General features: G+C 65.6%; 22 protein-coding genes. 5 read left to right on the top strand and 17 right to left on the bottom strand.

Going from position 1 to position 18,403, the window contains the following annotated elements; all coding sequences use genetic code 11:
- Nucleotides 1–8: 8 nt before the first annotated feature.
- Nucleotides 9–470 carry a hypothetical protein gene (locus NA11_RS10660; RefSeq protein WP_245745817.1) on the bottom strand — a complete coding sequence of 154 codons (462 nt, stop codon included), beginning with the start codon at nt 468–470 and terminating at the stop codon, nt 9–11.
- A gap of 274 nt (nt 471–744) precedes the next feature.
- Here NA11_RS10660 and NA11_RS10655 point away from each other — a divergent pair, with 274 nt between their 5' ends.
- Nucleotides 745–1,308 carry a LysM peptidoglycan-binding domain-containing protein gene (locus NA11_RS10655; protein WP_069161660.1) on the top strand — a complete coding sequence of 188 codons (564 nt, stop codon included), beginning with the start codon at nt 745–747 and terminating at the stop codon, nt 1,306–1,308.
- An 81-nt stretch (nt 1,309–1,389) separates the two neighbouring features.
- Here NA11_RS10655 and NA11_RS10650 read toward each other — a convergent pair whose 3' ends face one another.
- From NA11_RS10650 to rpmB, 9 genes are all read right to left on the bottom strand, one after another.
- Complete coding sequence (locus NA11_RS10650; RefSeq protein ID WP_069161659.1) at nt 1,390–2,178, bottom strand: AAA family ATPase; 789 nt, start codon at nt 2,176–2,178, stop codon at nt 1,390–1,392.
- Between the two features lie 11 nt (nt 2,179–2,189).
- The gene (locus NA11_RS10645; RefSeq protein ID WP_069161658.1) at nt 2,190–3,806 is read right to left on the bottom strand and encodes an MFS transporter; all 1,617 of its coding nucleotides are present in this window, start codon (nt 3,804–3,806) and stop codon (nt 2,190–2,192) included.
- A gap of 46 nt (nt 3,807–3,852) precedes the next feature.
- Nucleotides 3,853–4,887, bottom strand: coding sequence for a hypothetical protein (locus NA11_RS10640; RefSeq protein WP_245745816.1), 1,035 nt, complete (start codon nt 4,885–4,887; stop codon nt 3,853–3,855).
- Nucleotides 4,865–5,863 (bottom strand): AvrD family protein, encoded by a 999-nt coding sequence (locus NA11_RS10635; protein ID WP_069161656.1) that lies wholly within the window; start codon nt 5,861–5,863, stop codon nt 4,865–4,867. Before NA11_RS10635 ends, NA11_RS10640 begins: the two co-directional genes overlap by 23 nt.
- 43 nt (nt 5,864–5,906) lie before the next feature.
- Nucleotides 5,907–6,899 carry a beta-ketoacyl-ACP synthase 3 gene (locus NA11_RS10630; RefSeq protein WP_069161655.1) on the bottom strand — a complete coding sequence of 331 codons (993 nt, stop codon included), beginning with the start codon at nt 6,897–6,899 and terminating at the stop codon, nt 5,907–5,909.
- Nucleotides 6,900–7,375: 476 nt separating this feature from the next.
- On the bottom strand, nt 7,376–7,630 hold the full coding sequence (rpsR, locus tag NA11_RS10625; RefSeq protein WP_069161654.1) for a 30S ribosomal protein S18: 255 nt from the start codon (nt 7,628–7,630) through the stop codon (nt 7,376–7,378).
- A 36-nt stretch (nt 7,631–7,666) separates the two neighbouring features.
- On the bottom strand, nt 7,667–7,972 hold the full coding sequence (gene rpsN / locus NA11_RS10620) for a 30S ribosomal protein S14 (protein ID WP_069161653.1): 306 nt from the start codon (nt 7,970–7,972) through the stop codon (nt 7,667–7,669).
- 39 nt (nt 7,973–8,011) lie between these two features.
- A complete protein-coding gene (rpmG, locus tag NA11_RS10615) occupies nt 8,012–8,182 on the bottom strand; it encodes a 50S ribosomal protein L33 (RefSeq protein ID WP_069161652.1) in 171 nt (56 codons plus the stop codon).
- 13 nt (nt 8,183–8,195) lie between these two features.
- Entirely contained in the window at nt 8,196–8,468 is a 273-nt protein-coding gene (gene rpmB, locus NA11_RS10610) for a 50S ribosomal protein L28 (RefSeq protein WP_069161651.1), read from the bottom strand.
- Nucleotides 8,469–8,564: 96 nt separating this feature from the next.
- Here rpmB and mrf point away from each other — a divergent pair, with 96 nt between their 5' ends.
- Genes mrf through rpmF form a run of 3 tightly spaced genes read left to right on the top strand, consistent with a single transcriptional unit; the run spans nt 8,565 to nt 10,325 of the window.
- Nucleotides 8,565–9,890, top strand: a complete 1,326-nt coding sequence (mrf, locus tag NA11_RS10605) for a ribosome hibernation factor-recruiting GTPase MRF (RefSeq protein ID WP_069161650.1) — start codon at nt 8,565–8,567, stop codon at nt 9,888–9,890.
- Nucleotides 9,887–10,150 carry a type B 50S ribosomal protein L31 gene (locus NA11_RS10600; protein WP_069161649.1) on the top strand — a complete coding sequence of 88 codons (264 nt, stop codon included), beginning with the start codon at nt 9,887–9,889 and terminating at the stop codon, nt 10,148–10,150. Before mrf ends, NA11_RS10600 begins: the two co-directional genes overlap by 4 nt.
- 1 nt (nt 10,151) lies before the next feature.
- On the top strand, nt 10,152–10,325 hold the full coding sequence (gene rpmF, locus NA11_RS10595) for a 50S ribosomal protein L32 (RefSeq protein WP_069161648.1): 174 nt from the start codon (nt 10,152–10,154) through the stop codon (nt 10,323–10,325).
- 84 nt (nt 10,326–10,409) lie between these two features.
- Here rpmF and NA11_RS10590 read toward each other — a convergent pair whose 3' ends face one another.
- From NA11_RS10590 to NA11_RS10560, 7 genes are all read right to left on the bottom strand, one after another.
- Nucleotides 10,410–10,634 (bottom strand): hypothetical protein, encoded by a 225-nt coding sequence (locus NA11_RS10590; protein WP_069161647.1) that lies wholly within the window; start codon nt 10,632–10,634, stop codon nt 10,410–10,412.
- A gap of 704 nt (nt 10,635–11,338) precedes the next feature.
- Complete coding sequence (locus NA11_RS10585; protein WP_069161646.1) at nt 11,339–12,361, bottom strand: DUF1906 domain-containing protein; 1,023 nt, start codon at nt 12,359–12,361, stop codon at nt 11,339–11,341.
- A gap of 58 nt (nt 12,362–12,419) precedes the next feature.
- Nucleotides 12,420–13,178 carry an MHYT domain-containing protein gene (locus NA11_RS10580; protein WP_069161645.1) on the bottom strand — a complete coding sequence of 253 codons (759 nt, stop codon included), beginning with the start codon at nt 13,176–13,178 and terminating at the stop codon, nt 12,420–12,422.
- On the bottom strand, nt 13,175–13,741 hold the full coding sequence (locus tag NA11_RS10575) for a GTP-binding protein (RefSeq protein ID WP_069161716.1): 567 nt from the start codon (nt 13,739–13,741) through the stop codon (nt 13,175–13,177). Before NA11_RS10575 ends, NA11_RS10580 begins: the two co-directional genes overlap by 4 nt.
- 49 nt (nt 13,742–13,790) lie before the next feature.
- Nucleotides 13,791–14,162 carry a DUF742 domain-containing protein gene (locus NA11_RS10570; RefSeq protein ID WP_029900002.1) on the bottom strand — a complete coding sequence of 124 codons (372 nt, stop codon included), beginning with the start codon at nt 14,160–14,162 and terminating at the stop codon, nt 13,791–13,793.
- Nucleotides 14,163–14,169: 7 nt separating this feature from the next.
- Nucleotides 14,170–14,577 (bottom strand): roadblock/LC7 domain-containing protein, encoded by a 408-nt coding sequence (locus NA11_RS10565; RefSeq protein WP_069161644.1) that lies wholly within the window; start codon nt 14,575–14,577, stop codon nt 14,170–14,172.
- Nucleotides 14,574–17,303, bottom strand: coding sequence for a sensor histidine kinase (locus NA11_RS10560; RefSeq protein WP_245745814.1), 2,730 nt, complete (start codon nt 17,301–17,303; stop codon nt 14,574–14,576). Before NA11_RS10560 ends, NA11_RS10565 begins: the two co-directional genes overlap by 4 nt.
- Before the next feature lie 407 nt (nt 17,304–17,710).
- Here NA11_RS10560 and NA11_RS10555 point away from each other — a divergent pair, with 407 nt between their 5' ends.
- Nucleotides 17,711–18,397: a response regulator transcription factor gene (locus tag NA11_RS10555; RefSeq protein ID WP_069161642.1), complete on the top strand. Its 687-nt coding sequence runs from the start codon at nt 17,711–17,713 to the stop codon at nt 18,395–18,397.
- The last annotated feature ends 6 nt before the right edge of the window (nt 18,398–18,403 follow it).

Genomic DNA, 18,403 nt, shown 5'->3' with positions numbered 1-18,403 from the left:
GCGTCTTCCTACTGGGCCGCGCTGAGCACCTGACGGTTCTTCAGCGGCGCCTTCAATGACACGGTCAGCGTCCCGAACACCGCGATCATGGTGCACATCCGGCCGACCGCGTCGGCGCGCGAGCCGGACCGCAGCTCCACGGTGACGGCCGAATCGGTCTCGCGCACAGTGGCGTCCACGCCGTAGCATTCCGGCGAACCGGACTGGAAGTTGACCGCGATCCGGTCGTCGGCGATTTTGGTCCACGACGTAAACGGGATCGCATGTGCCCCAACGATTGTGGGGTCCGCAGTGAATTCCCTGCCGAGGTTCGAGCTGGATTCCTCGACCGGCGTACTCGCTGCCTTGCCTGTCGTGCTGGTCTTGGGTTGTGCCGCAGCGTCATCGGCGCCGCTACAGCCCGCCGCCACCAGACACCCGAGCACGACGGCGACAGCTGTGGCGGCGCGTCCGCCCGACATTCGAGTCATGGCGACAACCCTAGTGGTAACAGCGGGAGACGGTGTGTTCGTGCGGCGAAGAATGCGGCCGCGAATGCGCAGGTACGCATATGGGTAACGCTCGCGATTAGCTGCACATCTGCCGAAGATCGGCAATAGGACACACCCCACAGTGAACTTTCGGCGAACCGAGCGCGTAATCCCTCCGTAACCCCGCAACGAGCAGTATCTTCGGCCTAGATGCACGCCTGAGTTTTCGGTGTGCATCGGTCGGATGCTCTTCAAAACTTCGAAAGGAAGAACCGTGGGCGACACACTGCGCGTTGGTGAAGAACTCGGACTCGGCCAGTCCCTGCAGGGTGGTGCTTACACCCTCACTTTGCAGAGCGACGGCAACCTCGTCTTGTCCGAGCCGGACGGAAATGTCGTGTGGTCCACCCTGACTCACAATCAGGGTGTCGAGCGCGCGGCGCTGCAGGCGGACGGCAACTTCGTGCTCTACAAGGGTGAGGGTGCGGCCTGGTCGACCGAGACGAACGGCAAGGACGCGGACCGGCTGACCGTGCAGGCGGACCGCAACGTGGTGCTGTACGGCAAGGACGGCAGCGCACTGTGGGCGTCCAACACCAAGACCGACAACCCGCTGGCCGCCCCGGAGCCGGTGGCGGAGGCGCCTGCCGCTCCCGCCGAAGAGGTGCCGCCCCCGCCGCCCGCCGCGCAGACCTACACGGTCGAGCCGGGCGACACCCTGTGGGCGATCGCCGAGCGTTTCTACGGTGACGGCAACCGCTACCAGGAGATCGCGAACGCGAGCGGCATCGACAACCCGGACGCGATCAACCCCGGCCAGGTGCTGACCATCCCGTAAGCACCGGCGTCGAACGAAACACCGTGGGACCCCGAGCGATTGGCTCGGGGTCCCACGTTTTGTCCAGGGCGCGAGCGTCGTTCAGTAGCGCATGGCATAGGTGACTCGGCGGCTCAGCGACTTCTTCCGCTGTGCCTCCTTGTACCGCTCGTCGTCCTCGATCGCCTTGATAGAACTGCCGACTCGGTGCTGCGCCTGCTCGATCGCCTGCTCGATCGGCATCACGATATCGAGATCGAACAGTTCGGCGATCCGGCTGACGCGTTCGTACACGCTGCCGCCGACGACCTCGTACGGCACGCCGAGCCCGCGAATCACCTCGAGCAGCGTCTGGTCCGACAGCCGCCGGAACGGCTCGGAGACCGGGCGGTGCCCGTCGGCGCGCAGCGGAAACTCCACCGGCAGATGGACATACGCGTCGTAGAGCACGCTGGCCCGCGCCTTGACGATATCGCCGAACATCTCGATGTAGTCGGTCACCGGCGCCTTGCGGCCGAAACCGGTGACCGCCTTCATCGCCCGCAGCGCCCAGTTCGCGCCCGGGTTGATGCCGACCTGCAGCCGGGCGGTGCCGTACACCCACTCGTGCACCACGGATCCGTCGGAAATGAAAGAGTCACTGCCGGATTCGTTGTGCACCCGTTCCTCGAACCGGCGCAGGCCGAGCTGCAACAGCTCGATCGAGTTCAGTTCGTTGAGTGTCTTGCCCGGCGCGATCTCCATCAGGATTTCGCGCGCGGTCATGGCGTGCGTGCGTGGAATGCCGGTGGCCAGCGACAGCGCCTCGGTGGTCGTGCTCTTCCCGGTCGAGTAGGTGCCGGAGATGGCCAGCTTGATGTGGTCACGCCGTTGCCCGCCGATGAGATACACGACGCCGTCTCCTATCGGTTGGTGCGAACCTGGCTGTCGACCTGGCCTGGTAGCCGCAGCGGCCGGGTGACATCGTCGGCCTCCGGCGGAATGCCGGGGGTCGCGAGCGCGGCCTCGTTCAGGTCTTCCTTGCGCAGCGTGAGGAAAGCGACCACGCCGGAGATCGCCGCGATCACCGAGGCGAGAATCATCGCCTGGTGCAGCCCGCTGACGAACGCGGTGTTCGCGGCCGCCCTGATCGGCTCGGGTACGTGCGCGCCGCCGCCTGCCGCGATCGCGTCGCTGACCTCGGACACCTTGTCGCCCAACGCGGTTCGCGCCGACTCGGCATTGGTGAAGGAGTTGCCGACCCGGTTCTGGAAGAACGCGCCGATCGCCGCAATGCCGATGGCGAGGCCCGCCTGCTGCGCGGTCTCGTTGACACCCGAGGCCATGCCCGCCTTGTCCGGCGTGGTGACGGCGATGGAGAAGGCCGCGCGGCCCGGGCTGAACATGCCCATGCCGATGCCGATCAGGATGAACGCGGGAATCAGTGCGGTCCACCCGGATCCGGTGTCGACGAGCAGCACCGCCGCCAGTCCCGCGGCGATGAACAGCTGCGAGCCACCGACCAGGACGGCGGGCGGCAACTTGGCCACCAGGCTGCCGCCGACGGCCGCCGCGACGAACAGCATCAGCGTCAGCGGCAACAGCCGAAGCCCGCTGGCGAACGGTGCGTGGCCGAGCTGGTTCTGCAGGTACGAGATGAGCAGGAAGAGCGCGGGCATCACCGAGAGTGCGCACAGCGCGGTCACCACGAACAAGCCGTTGAAGGTGTCGTTGCGGAACAGCTTCAGGTCGAACATGGCGTGGCTCGGCCTGCTGATCTGCAGGAAGGTGAAGCCGGCAAGCAGCAGTACCGCCGCGACGAAACAGCCGATGATCCGGACGCTGGTCCAACCGTCTGCCTGGCCGCGCATGAAGCCGAGCACCAGGAAGAACAGGCCAGCAGAGAACGCGATCATGCCTGGCCAGTCCACCGGCGGGGTGAACTCGTTGCGGGATTCGCGCATCTTCAGGAAGCCGATGACCAGTGCCGCGATGGTCAGCGGCACGTTGATCAGGAAGATCCAGCGCCAGCCGACGCTGTCGGCGAGGCCGCCGCCGATCAGCGGGCCGAAGCCGATCGCGAGGCCTGCCACCGCGCCGAAGACGCCGAAGGCCATGCCGCGCGCCTTACCGCGGAACTCGTGCCCGAGCAGCGCCGGGCCGACCGCGAAAAGCACTGCGCCGCCGAGGCCCTGGACGAAGCGCGCGATGATCAGCGTCAGATCGTTCTGGGCGAGACCGCAGGCGAGCGACGCGAGGACGAAGATGAGCAGGCCCGCATCGAACACCTTCTTCCTGCCGATGCGGTCGGCCAGCGAGCCAGCAGCGAGCAGCACCGCGGCCAGGCCGAGCGCGTAGGCGTCGAGAATCCACTGCAGGGCGGAGAACGACGAGTCGAAGGCGTTGCGGATATCGGGTAGGGCGACGTTGACGACGGTCAGGTCGAGCATCAGCATGAAGGTGGCGACGGAGACGACGACCAAGGTCCATACTGCGCTGTCGGACTGCTGAGGTTTCTGATCTATGCGAACTGTTGCCATGGGCCTGACTTTCTGAATCAGCGGAAAACGCGTTCGGTCGCGGAATTCAAGCGGCGGGTAGTGCAGCCGAAACCGCTTCGGAAATGGGAATTACTTGCGGCAGCCTGCATAAACTCGTCACCTGGGTGACTATTTCGTCGACAGCGCCGCCGGTGACCAGGCAGGGCAGGTCGGATTGGTGCAATATATCCAGCAACAATCGATCGGCGGTGCGCCGCTCGACGAGGTCTTCTTCGGTTTCTGTTTCCGGGTCTATGCGCAAATGCACGAATGCGTCGTAGTTGAGATTTGCGCGCCGGGCGACGATGCCAGCGTGCGCGGCGAGGAAGCGCTGTTCGAAGACGCGGTAGGGCATCTCGCGTGGCCGCAACAGCCAGTCCCACCAACTGGTCTGGCGGGTGCGCCGCCGGGTCTCGGCAACGGCCCACTCGTTCAAAATGGACCCATCGGAGATGAAACCCGAGGTCAGACGGGCTTCGGAGTCCAGCCGTCGTTCGAAGCCGCGGACCGAGACCTCGACGGTTGCCGCCAGCTTGCGGTTGGTCCTCGGCACGGTCGCGTTGTGCTCGATCGCCGAGTGCGGCAGGCCGGTGACGAGAGAAAGGACGGTGCTCACCGTGGTCTTGCCGGTGCGCGGCGCTCCGGTGACGGCTAGTCGGAGCGCGGGTACATCCTTCATCAGAGATCCTCTTGGTGCGGGGGTGAGCATATCCGCAGGCAAATGTGTTTCTCGCCTCGGAAATCTAGTAATCAACTGATAACTTGTCAATATGAGTGGCGGTTCTTTTGTGGAAACCACCGCGTCGGCACCGGCTGTTTCGGGCGAGCCGGGCATCGACATGAGAAATAAATGAGCACAAGGTTGACCGCGGTCGAACGTCGCGCGAATATTCGCCTTGCGGTTTACCGTCGCGCGGTCGGGTCCGTGCGTACGACATTCGATCCGGTGCTCGCGCACCGACCATGGATGTGGACGCGGCGCGCCGCGGCGCAGCACGCGCTGATCGCGCGTGCGGCGCTGTCCGCCTGCGCGTTCGGGCACGGTTGCGATACCCACCTCAGTCCGGTAGCTGATGGGCAAGCAGGCAGGATCCCGTCGCCCCCGCGAATTCTTTGAGCAAGATGTCGGCGCTGCGCCAGCGCTTGCCGCCGCGTTCGACCACCGAGGTGCGCCGGATCTCCATGGTGCCCTCGAACGACTGCTGCGCCGGATGTCGTGCGACGGTGACGAGTTCGAGTTTGCGCATCCACAAGGTGTTGCTGTTGGAGCGATCCAGGTGGTCCAGCTTGTACAGCAGGATCTGGGAGAGCTGTGCGGCGCCGATGATCGCGTCGATCGGCGAAACCGTGTCCCAGTAGGCGGATTCCGCGCCGGCGTAGGCGTCGTTGTCGCCTGCCGCGATCCAATGCTTGCCGGTAATTCTGGTGACGTCGTCGTTGACCGTGAGGTCGGAGGCCGACAGGGTGTGGTTCTTCAGGCCGTTGAGGAAGTAGTGCGGCACCGTGCCGTAGATGTCGCTGATGTGGCCGAGCCGGTCCACCTCCTGCGATGCTGTCGCACTGGAGCCCGCCGGATGCGCCATCGTGAGCGTGCCTGCCAGATTGCCGACCTGGAAGCGGAAGGTGGTCTCGAGCTCGCCGTCCTCCGCGTCCTCTGCGGCGACGACGGAGACGACCTCCACATCGACCGGGATGCGGTCCAGATTCTCGTGCGGAGTCGTGCCCGCTCGCACCGAGGTATGTCGGACCAGCATGTGCGCGGACTGGTCGGCGCTCAGGTTTCTGGTGTGCGAGATGGCGGCATCACAGAGCGATACCGCCAGCATCACGGTGTCGATGCTGCTGACATGCGGGACCAGTTCACGGTGTTTCTTGGTCGACCAGTCCGCGGGATAGCTGAGCCTGCCGACGGCACTGTGCTTAGCACCCGGCTCGGTCGACCTGGTTATTTCCAGCTCGAACATATCCTGCGCGACATTCTTATACCCGGAACCGAAATAGCGACCGCTGCGCGGTCCGAGTGGTTCGTCGTAACTGGAAAAGGCATTCAACTGCATCAAAACTCCAGAGCAACTTCCGGTGGGCGTCGGGCATTCGGGGTCAGGCAACCGGTGGAAGGTCGAATACCTGGCCCGCCCAGGAAAGTCCTGCGCCGAACGATACCTGCAGCGCCAACTGACCTGGTTGTGCCCGACCCGAGGAAATCAGGTCGTGAATAGCCAACGGCAGGGCGGCGGCGGAAGTGTTTCCGGCTCGTCGGACGTCGTTTGCGACCACGACGGAATTGTTCTGCCAGCCGAGCTGGCGAGCGATGTTGTCGATGATGCGGGTGTTGGCCTGATGCGGGACGAACACCTCGATGTCGGCCAGCGAGACGCCGCCTGCATCCGCGATCTGCACGACCACCTTCGGCACCTCGGAGGTGGCCCAGCGGAAGACCTCGGTGCCTTCCATCCTCAGGTAGCCACCGCCCGGTGAGTCCGGGTACTTGCGCAGCGTGTCCCAGTCGGGTTCCTGCCTGATCAGCTCGGCGCGTTCGCCGAGGCTGCCCCAGACAGTCTTGCGGATATTCCCGGTTTCGGTGCGCGTAATCAGCGCGGCGCCTGCGCCGTCGCCGAAGATCGGGGCAACCGTGCGTTCTTTGAGATCGATGTTGTTGCTCAGCTTTTCGGAGCCGATCACCAGCACCGTGTCGGCCTGCTCGGCGTCGATGAGTGCTGCCGCCTGACCGATCGCATGTGCGTAGCCGGAACAGCCTGCCGAGATGTCGAACGCGGCGGGCGAGGCACAGCCGAGGGCAGCGGCGACCATCGGCGCGCTGGCCGGAGTCTGCAACATATGCGTTGAGGTGGCGACGATCACGACGTCGACACGAGTCGCGGAAACTTTCGCCGCGGAAAGCGTGGATTGCGCGGCCTCGACGGCCATCGAAGTGACGGACTCGTCCGGCCTGGCGAAGCGCCGTTCGACGATTCCTGTGCGCGTGGTAATCCAAGTCTCATCAACACCCAATTCGGGGGCTAATTCAGCATTGGATACGATTCGATCGGGTCTGTAGGAACCAATCATCGTAATACTGGCTTGGTGGGCCATAAATTGCCACCCCCGAGAGGTGAATGTGTTTTTCTCGCGCTGAATAATGTATCACCGTGGCCGTTTTTGTGGGTGATATCATCTGGCTATAACACCTGAAGAGATTGCGGTGTGATGAAGGTCACAGTCCAGTCGGTCTTTGAAGTGTTTAGATTACGAGCCATTTGCTGTATGCACCTGTGATTGCATCGTGATTCGGTGAACGTTTGTTCTCCGGATCGTTATCTGCGCAGTTCACGATGCTGCGGGGCGGGTGGGGGGTGGCAAAGTGAAACATGTTCGACCCGGAATCGTCCTCGGATCATCGATTGCTCATCTTTAGCCGAGATGCACGACATGTCCTGTACCCGCGGTCAAGGGTCCTTGCGGCGCAGTGACTTGGGGCTTGCGCGGCGGCGTTCGGACACACGAAGAGCCCCCGGATCGCGGTGGCGAAGTCCGAGGGCTCGGTCGTTCGGTCGGCAAGTGTGCGGTGCCTACCGGCTGGTAAACGGCAGCAAAGCCATCTCGCGGGCGTTCTTCACCGCGACGGCGACCTGACGCTGTTGTTGTGGCGTGAGCCCGGTGACCCGGCGGCTGCGAATCTTGCCGCGATCGGAGATGAACGTGCGCAACAGGTTGACGTCCTTGTAATCGACCTGCTCGATGCCTGCGGCGATGAGCGGGTTCTTCTTCGGGCGGCGGGCCTGTTCGGCGCGAACCTTCTTCGACGGTGCTCGCTTGACTGCCATATGACGGTTCCTTCGTACGAGAACGGTGGTGGTCTTCTACCAGCTCGATTTGCGCACACCGGGCAGCTCGCCGCGATGGGCCATCTCGCGCACACGCACACGGGAGAGTCCGAACTTCCGGAGATGACCGCGCGGTCGTCCGTCAGCGGCGTCCCGATTGCGCAATCGTACCGGACTGGCATCACGCGGCTGTCGTTGCAGCTCAGCGCGGGCATCGGCGCGAACGGCGGCCGGCGTGCCCGGCTTGCGCAGTAGCTCTTTCAGCTCGGCGCGGCGTTCGGCGTAGCGCGCGACGACGGCGCGGCGCTGGGCGTCGCGGGCGATCTTCGACTTCTTCGCCATGTCAGTGCTCCCCGGTAAAGGTGTTGTCCGCCATCGTGTTCAGCGCTCCTCGCGAAAATCGACATGCTTGCGGATCACCGGGTCGTACTTGCGCAACAGCATTCGATCGGGATCGTTGCGGCGGTTCTTCCTGGTCACGTACGTGTACCCGGTGCCTGCGGTGGACTTCAGTTTGATGATCGGCCGGATCTCGGTCGACTTGGACGCCATGGTTTCTCCCTGGTCAGATCTTGTCGCCGCGGGCTCGGCTCTGCCTATTGGCCCGCTTCGCTTCGCTCAGTCGGATCCGGGCAACCACGGCCTCGATCCCGTCCCGGTCGATGGTCTTGATGCCCTTGGCGGAGACGGTCAGCGTGATCCGCCGGTCCTCGCTGGGCAGGTAGTAGGTCTTGCGCTGGATGTTGGGGTTCCAGCGGCGGTTCGTCCGCTTGTGCGAGTGCGAGACGGACTTGCCGAACCCGGGCTTGCGCCCGGTGACCTGGCAGTGCGCCGACATGCGGGCTCCCTCCGGTAGATGACAATCATTTTCGACAACGGCTGGTCGACACTGTAGCGTTGGCCTACGGCAAATGAAAATCGTTATCGAAAAGAGGTGCTGTCAGTGCTCCCACCCGAGGCCGACCGGAGGACGCCCGTCGTGGTGCTCGCGGGTTTCGCCGGGCTCGCCGCCGTCGGCGTCGGCCAGGTGGCCGACGCACTGTGCCAGGACGCGGCGGGCACCGTCGTGGTCCACCACGACCTGGACCAATTGCGGGAAGGCATCGTGCACCGCACGGTGCGCAGCGCGACCTACGAGACGTCGGACGTCCTCGAGCTCGCGCACGGCTGCGTGTCATGCACGTTGCGCATGGACCTGCTCCCGCTGCTGCGCACGCTGGCCGCGCGGGACTCCGTCGACCGGATCGTGCTCGCGCTGGATCCCGCCTTCGAGGCCGAGGCGGTCTGCCAGGCCATCGACACCGTGGTGGTCGCTGGCATCCTCGGCCGGGTGGACGCCCCCGCCGGGCGAGACGTGCGTGTCGACGCGGTGCTCACCTGCCTGGACGCGGACCGGTGGCTCGCCGACGCCACCGGCGAGGAGACCATGGCCGAACGCGGCCTCGCCCGCGCCGACGACGAACGCACGGTGGCCCAGGTGGCCGTCGGCCAGGTCGAATTCGCCGACGGCGTCATCGCTTTGGGGCCGGTCGAGCCGGGAGCCGAGGCCGATCGCGGCAGGCTCGGTGCGGTGCTTGCCCGGCTCGTGCCCGACGCGCCGGTGCTCTGGGCCGATGATCCCTACGCGCTCACCGCGTTCCGGGTGGAGGCACTCCTCGCGCGCATTCCCACCCATTCGCGCCGCGGGCGGGTATTCGACGCGCACGCGCCGCTGCTGCGCGGACAGCCGCCGCTCACCAGCGATTACGGTGTCACCCTTCTGGAATTCGCCGCGAGCAGGCCGTTCCATCCCGCCCGCCTGCACGAGGCGCTCGACGTGCTCTTCGACGGTGTGGTGACCGCGCGCGGGCGGATGTGGCTGGCGACCCAGCCCGACGACGTCGCGTGGCTGGAGTCGGCGGGCGGTGGCCTGCGTGTCGGCAGTGCGGGGCGCTGGCTGGCCGCGATGTCGGAAGCCGAACTGGCGCAGGCCGATCCGGATCGCCGCGCGATGGCGGCGCTGCGCTGGGACGACCAGTTCGGCGATCGCGACATCTCGCTGGTGATCCTCGTGCACGACGCCGACCCCACCGAGATCCGCACCGCGCTGCACTGGGCGCTGGTGGAGGACGACGAACTGCGCCTGGTCGAGCGCGCGCCGGAGCGAGTTGCCCAGTGGGAGGACCCCTTCGGCGCGTGGCACGCCGACCCCTGCACGGACACCGACGGCGCCATGTTGCCCATCGAAGACGTGAAAAGCCCGAGAGGAGAAGCGAAATGAAGACAGGGATCCATCCGGACTACCACCCGGTGGTGTTCGAGGACGTAGGCACCGGCAAGCGGTTCCTCACCAGGTCGACCGCGACGAGCACGCGCACCGTCGACTGGGCCGACGGCAACACCTACCCGCTGATCACGGTCGACGTGACGTCGGATTCGCACCCGTTCTGGACCGGCGCGCACCGCGTGCTGGATACCCAAGGGCGCGTGGAGAAATTCGAGCGCAAGTACGGCAAGCGCACTCGTCGCGGGGAGGTCTGAGATGGAGGTGCCGAAGCGCAGGATGTCGCGGTCGAACACCCGCAGCAGGCGCGCACAGTGGAAAGCGACACCGCCGGACCTGGTTCCGGTGACCGTCGGCGGGGTGGTGCACAAGGTGCCCCGTCGCCTGGTCGCGGCCGTGCGGCGCGGTCTCGTCGACCTCGACAAGAACTGAACATCCGACCGGTTCAACAGGTCTGATCACGCCGACAGCGGGTCCGCGGAAGTTCCGCGGACCCGCTGTCGGTTGTCGTGCTGGCTAGCCCTCTTTGGCGGCCAGATCGGCGAGCGTTGCCGCCAACCGGAAGTACTTGTTGTTGGCCAGGTCGGCGATCGTCTTGATCTTCAGCGCGTCCAGCAGCTGCTTGTCGTGCGCTTCGGTGAGACCGGCGAGGGCCGAGGGCGGGGCGGCGAGAATTTCGTTCAGCGACTTGCTCTCATACGCCTTATCAAGAGCCTTGTCGAGCACCACGTTGACGGCCATGCGAACTCCTTCGAACGAACCTGTGTGTTGGCGCCCTGTCGAGCGCCTTGTGCCAGCCGACGATAACTCGGATGGTGCTGTCTTGGGTAGGAACGCTCCGCGCTGCGGTCGGTCTTCGTGTTCCGGGATATGGCATACCTGAGAAAGGCCGCCCCTGCCCGGGAGGGCACCTACTGAGAGCCGAAGAACTCGACGCGACGGAATGAGACAAACACCGAGACGGTCGGCTGATTCAGGCCAGTCCAACCCAGTTAGGCCCCATGCGAACTCCTTCGAACGAACCTGTGTGTTGGCGCCTGTCGAGCGCCTTGTGCCAGCCGACGATAACTCGGATGGTGCTGTCTTGGGTAGGAACGCTCCGCCGTGCGATGAATCGAGTCGTCGCGCGGGGTTGATGAGCAGTCTTCGCACAAAGGTTGCGCATTTGGCAATCGGTTAGCTATCGACGCAGGTAGGATGACGTTGCATCCTCGCGCACGATGTAATTGCGATCGGGTAGCTGCCGGGCGAAATACCTACTGTGGGTTGGTTTTTGAGGGCCGGAAAAGTCTCCGTGAAGTGATGCGATCGTGTCCTGACGCCGGTACCCTCGTGCGAGAGGGCGGGTTCTCCCGGTTCCCGAGAGAACCCGCTCATCGCCAAACTTCCCGGCCGCGGCACTCCGCCTACCAGGCGCGACGCACCATCACCGCACGAGCCGACCATCATCGCGACGAACGCGACTCCAGCGCACCACTACTCGATGAGTCCCGCATACCCGCTCCGCGATCCGGCAAACCGGGCAAGTCAGACAACAAGGACTCCAGTCGTGCCAGCCGATCGCCGACCAGCGTCGCAGGCCCCTCGATCAACGACAACGGCCACGGCCAATGCCGCCCGTTCAGCCGCTCCACCTGCGCCGCCAGATCGGCCGTCGTGGCCTCCAATTCGCTGATCTCGGTGCGTAACTCGACGCACTCGCCCTCCAGCTCGCCGATCCGGGTGAGTGCCGCGGCCAGCCCGTCGACCACGGTAAGGAAATGCCCCTCCGCGTCGGTGCCCAACTGCGGCCAGCCCGCCAGGCCAGGCCCACGCAACTGGACCTGAATATCGCGCAGCACGGCGTCCTGCTCCGGTGTCACGTCCGCGTCCTCCTGTGCAAAGAAATCCCACTGACCGAAATCGGTCGTCTCGGCCACATTCACATCGCAGACCACGCCACCGACCGTCTGCTGGCGCAGCGTCTGATGGATGTTGCGGCGCGTCTCGATATTGCCGCCTGACCAGGCGTCGGTCTGCCATGCCCAGCGTGCGCTACCCGCGTCCAGTGCGCGGCTCACCGACCAAAACCCGCCATAGATACCGACATTCGCGCGACCTAGCACGGTCGCGGCGCCGTCGAGGTAGGCATTGATCCGCTGCTGATCCTGCGGCGTCGCATCGAAATCGGCGGAGAAGTAGATGGGCCGATCCTCCCGGCCGCCGCATCGCAACACCTGCGCAAGACCGGCCCGCGCATCCACGATGCCAGCACCATAGCCGTCGAGCATGCGGGTCGCGGTGGTTTCCCAATTGGCCGCGATCGACACCCCGTGCGCCCGAAGATCATCGGCCTCGGCCGGGGTCAGCAACTTGCCTGGCAGCGTGGGGCCACCCGGGGACAGATACCGCACCACGAAGTCGAAACCCGCCGCGCGGATCGCCGCGCCGCCCGGACGACCCCCGGCGTAGTCGAGACCGAAACGCATGTCTCACACTGTAAATCGGGCAATCAGGGATTTCGGCGGCATCGGGGAACCCGGGCGCTCAGAAGGTGGAGTTCGCCTTGACGATCCGCGCGGGGACGACGGTGCGCCGATCGGGCGCGATCAGGATCGCGCTGATCGGGATGGCCAGCGACAACATGCCGACCACGAACACCGGAACGAAGAACCCGAACAGGTCCTTGCCCGGCGGTGTCGTGCTGCTCATCGAGAGCTGGCTCTCCAGGCCGACGAGATCGGTGAAATGCAGGCCCATGACGCCGGCCGCGAACACCACCGCCGCGCCGACCAGCGCGGCCAGCGGCCGGAACGACCTGGTGAACCACAGTGCGGCAAGCGAAATCGCGACGGCGATCGCCACCGCGCCCGCCAGCATCAGCGGCTGCACCTCGGTCGAACCCTGAATGCGGATGGCGTTCAACGCCAGGAAATGCATCAGGCCGAAACCGCCGCCCATCACCAGCCCCGCAAGCACGAGCCGAGGCACGCGCAGTGTCGGGCCCGCGATCGCCAGCGCGGCCCACACGCCGAGCACCGAAACCGCTGCGGCCCCGGTCACATTCAGCACGTCGTACCGAATCAGGCTGCCCCGCACCGTGAGACCGAGCATCGACACGAACACCGGTAGCCAGACACCGACGCCACCGATGGAGATCGCCGCCGACACCTGCCACACCACCCGGAACCGGGTCGTCAGCGAGCGTGCCGACTGCCGGATACAGGTGAAACCGACGAGCGTGCCGACCACCGACACCGCGACGGACAGGCCGATGAGCCAGTACCCCATGCTGAAATAACTCAAAGGACCGCCTGTTCCTTCTCCTGCACGGCGAGCCGTTGGATGGCGTACTCGGTCACCGCGGCCAGCGACTGGCGCACCTCGTTCGCGTTGCGCGCGTCGATGTCGACGATCGGCACACCCTCGCGCACCGCGAGCGCCTCACGCAGTTCGGCGATCGGGAAACGCGGCGCGTTCGGAAAACGGTTGACCGCGACCAGGAACGGCAGATTGCGTGCCTCGAAGAAGTCGACCGCCGCGAAGCTGTCCTCCAGCCTGCGGGTGTCGATGAGCACGACGGCGCCGATCGCGCCGCGGATCAGGTCGTCCCACATGAACCAGAAGCGTCGCTGCCCCGGCGTGCCGAACAGGTAGAGCACCAGGTTGCCCGGCAGGATGATGCGGCCGAAATCCATGGCAACCGTGGTGGTTTCCTTCTCCGGCGTATCGGCGAGGTCGTCGATGCCGTCGGAGAACCTGGTGACCATGGCTTCGGTCCGCAGCGGAACGATCTCCGACACCGCGCCGACAAACGTCGTCTTGCCCGCACCGAAACCGCCGGCGACCACGATCTTCGTCGAGGCCATCCGGTTGTCGGAATCGGCCTGGCCGGGGTTGGTGTCTGGCCCGATTTTCCTATAGGGCACGGAGTCCACGCAAAGTCCTCTCCATCAAAGAACGGCGCTCATCGAAACTCGCCTCGTCGGTCAGTGTCGAATGGACACGCAGGATCCCATCGACCACGAGGTCGCCGATCATCACCCGGACCATGCCGAGCGGCCGATCCAAATGAGCGGCAATCTCGGCAACGGACAACCGGTGTGTACCCAGCCTAAGGATATCCGTGCGAACATCACCGGTCGGCCAGTCGAGATGCGCAGTGTAAGACAGGGTCTCGATGACCGCTTCCATGGGCAGGTCGACTGCGGGCTCGGTGCGCCCCGAGGTCAGGGCATACGGCCGGACGCGGGTGGTCGGTTTAGGTCCAGGTCCGAATGGATTGGACATCTCACGCTCAAACAGCGGTACGGGCGGTGGCGGAGACCACCGTGCCGACCCGGTCGACCAACAGCGCCATCTCGTAGCCGATCCGGCCGATGTCGTGCGACTTGTTGGCGAGCACGGCGATGTGTGAACCATTGCCGACGCTCATAACCAGAAGATAGCCACGCTGCATCTCGACGATCGACTGCATGACCTTGCCGCCGTCGAAGAGCGACGCGGCGCCCATCGACAGACTGGCGAGGCCTGCGGTGACCGCGGCGAGCTGCTCGGCCCGATCCGCAGGCAGGTGCGGGCTGGTCGCCTGCAACAGACCATCGGCCGAGACGAGTACCGCATGGGATACGCCGGGCACGTCCCGGGTGAAGCGGGCGACCAGCCAGTTCAGGTTCTCATCCGTGGTGTTGTTCGCCTTGGTCATGGAAGCCCTCCGTCGTTGTACTGCGCATTTGCCCGCCCGCTGCGGACCCCACTGAGATGCCTGGTCAGGTTGTTGCGGATTTCTTCGGGATCACGGGCTCCAGCTTCGTCTGCTTGGGCCAGGCCGCCGGGCACGAGCTGCGCGCCTGGCGTGCGGATGGGCAGACCACCGCTGGTGCGACCCGTCGGGGTCGGCCGGGTCGCCTCCTCGGCGGCTATCCAGCCTGCGTCCGCTGGTGAGGTCCAGGTGCCCTCGGATGTTTGCGACGTCGCGGGCTCGACCAGCCACTCCGACACCATGCGTTGATAGATCGGGGTCGGCGAGGCGCCCGCCACCGGCTGCAGCCGCGAGGAGGTGACCATCGACGGCTCGGGCGTCCGCGGCTGCGGGGCAGGCTCCGGCACGGTCGACGGTCGCCGGATCGGGAGCCCGGACCGCGAGGTGGTCCTGGCGGGTTCGCGCGAAACGCTGGGGCGGTGCAGTGGTTGGTCGCGCTGCGGTTCGGGGAACCGCTCGGGTTCGGTGGACGGCTCGGCCCACAGGTCGGTGGCGCGCTCCTCGGCGTCGTTGCCCCTGGAGGTCACCGTCGGCGGGCCGAACGGCGACCGGTCGTCGGTCGGCGAATTGATCGACCACGGCTCGGTCGGCGGCTGCGACTCGGCGTCGTCGATGGCGTCGCTGTCGCGGCCACTGTTTCGGGCCGGAACCGAGATCGCGGGCTGGCCGGGCGCCTCGGCGACCCGGATGGCAGGCCTGCGCTGCGGCAGGCCCGTATTCGACACGTCGAATCGAGGTGCGTTGTGCTGCGGCAGATTCGGGACGGGGACCAGATTGCGCGGCTGCGTGTGGTGCGACGGCGGCGCGATGATCGAGTAGTCACCGGTCCGGTGCAGCGGTGCCTGACCTTGCGGGTCGGTGGCGTCCAGCGGCGGCGAGACGAGCGCACCTGGCAGGTGCACGCTCGCGGTGATGCCCGGCTGCTGCGCCATGGTGGAGGTGCGGCGCAGGTTGGTGGTGATCGTATGCCGCTTCGCCAGCCTGCCGACGACGAAAAGACCCATGCGGCGGGCGGTTTCGACGGTCACCTCGCCACCGGAGCTCAGCCGGTCGTTGATGGCGGTCAGGTCGTCGGCCGACATGCCGAGGCCGCGGTCGATGACCTCGATCAGGTAGCCGCCGTCGACCGCGCGGGCCACCGAAACGGTGACCGGGGTGGTCGGCGGCGAGTAGCGCAGCGCGTTGTCGATCAGCTCGGCGAGCAGGTGCTCGATGTCGATCGCAGGCTCACCGGCCACGATGCCGTCGGGTACGGCGCCGATCTCGACCCGCTGGTAGTCCTCGACCTGGGAGACCGCGCTCCACAGCATGTCGGAGAGCTGGACCGGGTGCAGCGTGCCGCGGCGCAGCGCGGTGCCCGCGAGCACGAGCAGGTTGTCGCCGTTGCGGCGCATGCGGGTCGCGAGGTGGTCGAGGCGGAACAGGCTCTGCAGCCGTTCGGTGTTGTCCTCGTCGTGTTCCAGATCCTCGATCAGGGCGAGCTGCTGCTCGACGAGCGATTGGCTGCGCCGGGACAGGGTCTCGAACATGCTGCCGATCTGCAGTCGCAGTCGAGCCTGTTCGGCGGCGAGATGCAGCGAGGCCTGGTGGATGTCGTCGACCGCGCGGGCCAGCTGGCCGATCTCCTCGGTGGTCTTGACGTCGACCGGGGCGATCTCCGGGGTCGCGCCACCGGCACGCACCACCTCGATCTCCTTCGGCAGGTCGACGTGCGCGACCTGAAGGGCGTCATGGCGCAGGCGGCGAATCGGGACGACCAGCGAGCGGGCGACCGCGAGCGCGAGCGCGAGGCCGGCGAGCAGCGTGGTGACCACGATCGCGACGTCACGCAGCACCGCGCTGCGCAGCTCGGTGGTCCGGTCGGCGAGCTTGACGTCGACCGTGCCGAGCAGCGCGGTGGTGGCCTGGCGGTAGTTGTCGGTGCTGAGCTTGAGCGAATCGGTGATCGCCGGGTTGGCGCTCGGGTTGGCGGGGTTCTGGCCGAACGCGCCGATTCTGGCGTTCACCGCCTCGATCAAGGCCGGGGCGTTGGTCGCCGATTCGGGGTTCAACTGCGCGTAGATGTTGACCAGCACGATCTCGGCGCCGAGCGTGGTCAGCATCTGGCCGACCACCTGAGGGTTGGCGCCCGGACCTGCCGTGGCGACCATGATCTGTTCCTGCGTGAGCACGCGGCTGGCGTTGGCGATGAGGCCGAGCTGCAGGAAGTAGCGCTGGATGACGATCTCTTCGATCGAGGAGGACACCGAGGTCGCGGTGACGATCCGGGTGCCGACTTCGCCGACCTGTTCGCCGATGGTCAGCGGCGAGGCGGTGCGCAGCCCGTTGCGCATGGTGCGGCCGACCGCGATGGCCGCGCCGAGCTCCTTGGTGAAGCTGTCTTCGGTCTTGCCGGACCGTAGCGCGGTTTCCAGGTTCACTGCCGCCTGGTCGAACTTGGCGGCGATCGGGTCGAGATTGTCTTCGGGGCGCGCGTTGACCGCGGCGATGGCGAGTGTCTCGGTGGCTTGACCGAATACGAGCATGGGGCGCAAGATGCGGGCCTGCTCGGTGGCCGTGTCGAGCTTGGCGATCACGCCGAGCTCGTCCTTGATGCGTAAGCCGGCGAAGGTCGAGGCAAGCAGCACGGGCAGCAGTAGAACGATGCCGACCTTACGCGTGACCGACATGTTGGACAGGCTGAAATACCAGGAACGCGGTGCCTTTTCCATTCCGCTTCCGTCGCCTCCACTCCGCGCAGGGCCCTCGGGATGGCACGTGCTGTTCAACGTAGTGGGATCTAACCCGCCGAGAACCAACTAAAGGTCTTCTTTTTACCGCACGGAACATACCGCGAGGACAGGCCATCGGCAATCTGAGGGACAAGGTCGGATGGTGCCCGAATATGGCTACGCGTAACAGGTTTCACGTAGCGACACTTCCTGAGTCTACAGAACAACTGGACAAATGATCAAGATGACCCTCGGTGGCCGATAGCTGAACGGCTGCTGTCCTCCGGCGCGCTGGGCCGACCCGTCGCGGCGTGTCGGGAGGTGCCTCTCAGTTGCCTCTCAGTCGATACGGTCAAACTGGTCGCATGCGCATTCTGGTAGTCGACGACGATCGCGCCGTTCGGGAGTCCTTGCGCCGGTCGCTGACCTTCAACGGCTACTCCGTCGATCTCGCGGTCGACGGCGTCGATGCCCTCGACAAGGCAACCAGTCAGCGACCGGACGCGTTGGTGTTGGACGTCATGATGCCCCGGATGGATGGGCTCGAGGTCTGCAGGCGCTTGCGCAGCACCGGCGACGATCTTCCCATTCTCGTTTTGACAGCACGGGATTCGGTGTCGGAACGGGTTGCCGGGCTCGATGCCGGAGCCGATGATTATTTGCCGAAGCCGTTCGCATTGGAAGAATTACTCGCACGATTGCGAGCACTGTTGCGTCGCACGACCGCCGACCCCGGGGAAACTTCCGAGGCAATGGTGTTCGCCGATTTGTCGCTGGATCCGGTCACCAGAGAGGTTTCTCGCGGCGAACGTGCGATCAGCCTCACACGCACCGAGTTCTCACTACTGGAAATGCTGATGGCCAATCCGCGCCGGGTGCTCACCCGAAGCCGCATCTTAGAAGAGGTGTGGGGCTACGACTTCCCGACCTCGGGAAACGCGCTGGAGGTCTACATCGGCTATTTGCGCCGCAAGACCGAAGCCGAAGGCGAGCCACGGCTCATCCACACCGTGCGCGGTGTCGGCTATGTGCTGCGGGAGACGCCCCCGTAGGGGCAT

Source organism: Nocardia altamirensis NBRC 108246, assembly GCF_001612685.1.
GTDB lineage: Bacteria > Actinomycetota > Actinomycetes > Mycobacteriales > Mycobacteriaceae > Nocardia > Nocardia altamirensis.
Note: the sequence above shows the minus strand (reverse complement) of the source record. Positions and strands in the feature narration are given on the sequence as shown.

What these genes read in the sequence shown, in the direction of transcription:
- rpmF (WP_069161648.1), top strand. Translation starts at nt 10,152, where the DNA reads ATGGAGGTGCCGAAGCGCAGGATGTCGCGGTCGAACACCCGCAGCAGG.
- rpsR (WP_069161654.1), bottom strand. Translation starts at nt 7,630, where the DNA reads ATGGCAGTCAAGCGAGCACCGTCGAAGAAGGTTCGCGCCGAACAGGCC.
- rpmG (WP_069161652.1), bottom strand. Translation starts at nt 8,182, where the DNA reads ATGGCGTCCAAGTCGACCGAGATCCGGCCGATCATCAAACTGAAGTCC.
- NA11_RS10660 (WP_245745817.1), bottom strand. Translation starts at nt 470, where the DNA reads ATGACTCGAATGTCGGGCGGACGCGCCGCCACAGCTGTCGCCGTCGTG.
- NA11_RS10600 (WP_069161649.1), top strand. Translation starts at nt 9,887, where the DNA reads ATGAAGACAGGGATCCATCCGGACTACCACCCGGTGGTGTTCGAGGAC.
- NA11_RS10590 (WP_069161647.1), bottom strand. Translation starts at nt 10,634, where the DNA reads ATGGCCGTCAACGTGGTGCTCGACAAGGCTCTTGATAAGGCGTATGAG.
- NA11_RS10570 (WP_029900002.1), bottom strand. Translation starts at nt 14,162, where the DNA reads ATGTCCAATCCATTCGGACCTGGACCTAAACCGACCACCCGCGTCCGG.
- NA11_RS10565 (WP_069161644.1), bottom strand. Translation starts at nt 14,577, where the DNA reads ATGACCAAGGCGAACAACACCACGGATGAGAACCTGAACTGGCTGGTC.
- NA11_RS10645 (WP_069161658.1), bottom strand. Translation starts at nt 3,806, where the DNA reads ATGGCAACAGTTCGCATAGATCAGAAACCTCAGCAGTCCGACAGCGCA.
- rpmB (WP_069161651.1), bottom strand. Translation starts at nt 8,468, where the DNA reads ATGTCGGCGCACTGCCAGGTCACCGGGCGCAAGCCCGGGTTCGGCAAG.
- NA11_RS10630 (WP_069161655.1), bottom strand. Translation starts at nt 6,899, where the DNA reads ATGGCCCACCAAGCCAGTATTACGATGATTGGTTCCTACAGACCCGAT.
- rpsN (WP_069161653.1), bottom strand. Translation starts at nt 7,972, where the DNA reads ATGGCGAAGAAGTCGAAGATCGCCCGCGACGCCCAGCGCCGCGCCGTC.
- NA11_RS10555 (WP_069161642.1), top strand. Translation starts at nt 17,711, where the DNA reads ATGCGCATTCTGGTAGTCGACGACGATCGCGCCGTTCGGGAGTCCTTG.
- NA11_RS10575 (WP_069161716.1), bottom strand. Translation starts at nt 13,741, where the DNA reads ATGGCCTCGACGAAGATCGTGGTCGCCGGCGGTTTCGGTGCGGGCAAG.
- NA11_RS10560 (WP_245745814.1), bottom strand. Translation starts at nt 17,303, where the DNA reads ATGTCGGTCACGCGTAAGGTCGGCATCGTTCTACTGCTGCCCGTGCTG.
- NA11_RS10585 (WP_069161646.1), bottom strand. Translation starts at nt 12,361, where the DNA reads ATGCGTTTCGGTCTCGACTACGCCGGGGGTCGTCCGGGCGGCGCGGCG.
- NA11_RS10635 (WP_069161656.1), bottom strand. Translation starts at nt 5,863, where the DNA reads ATGCAGTTGAATGCCTTTTCCAGTTACGACGAACCACTCGGACCGCGC.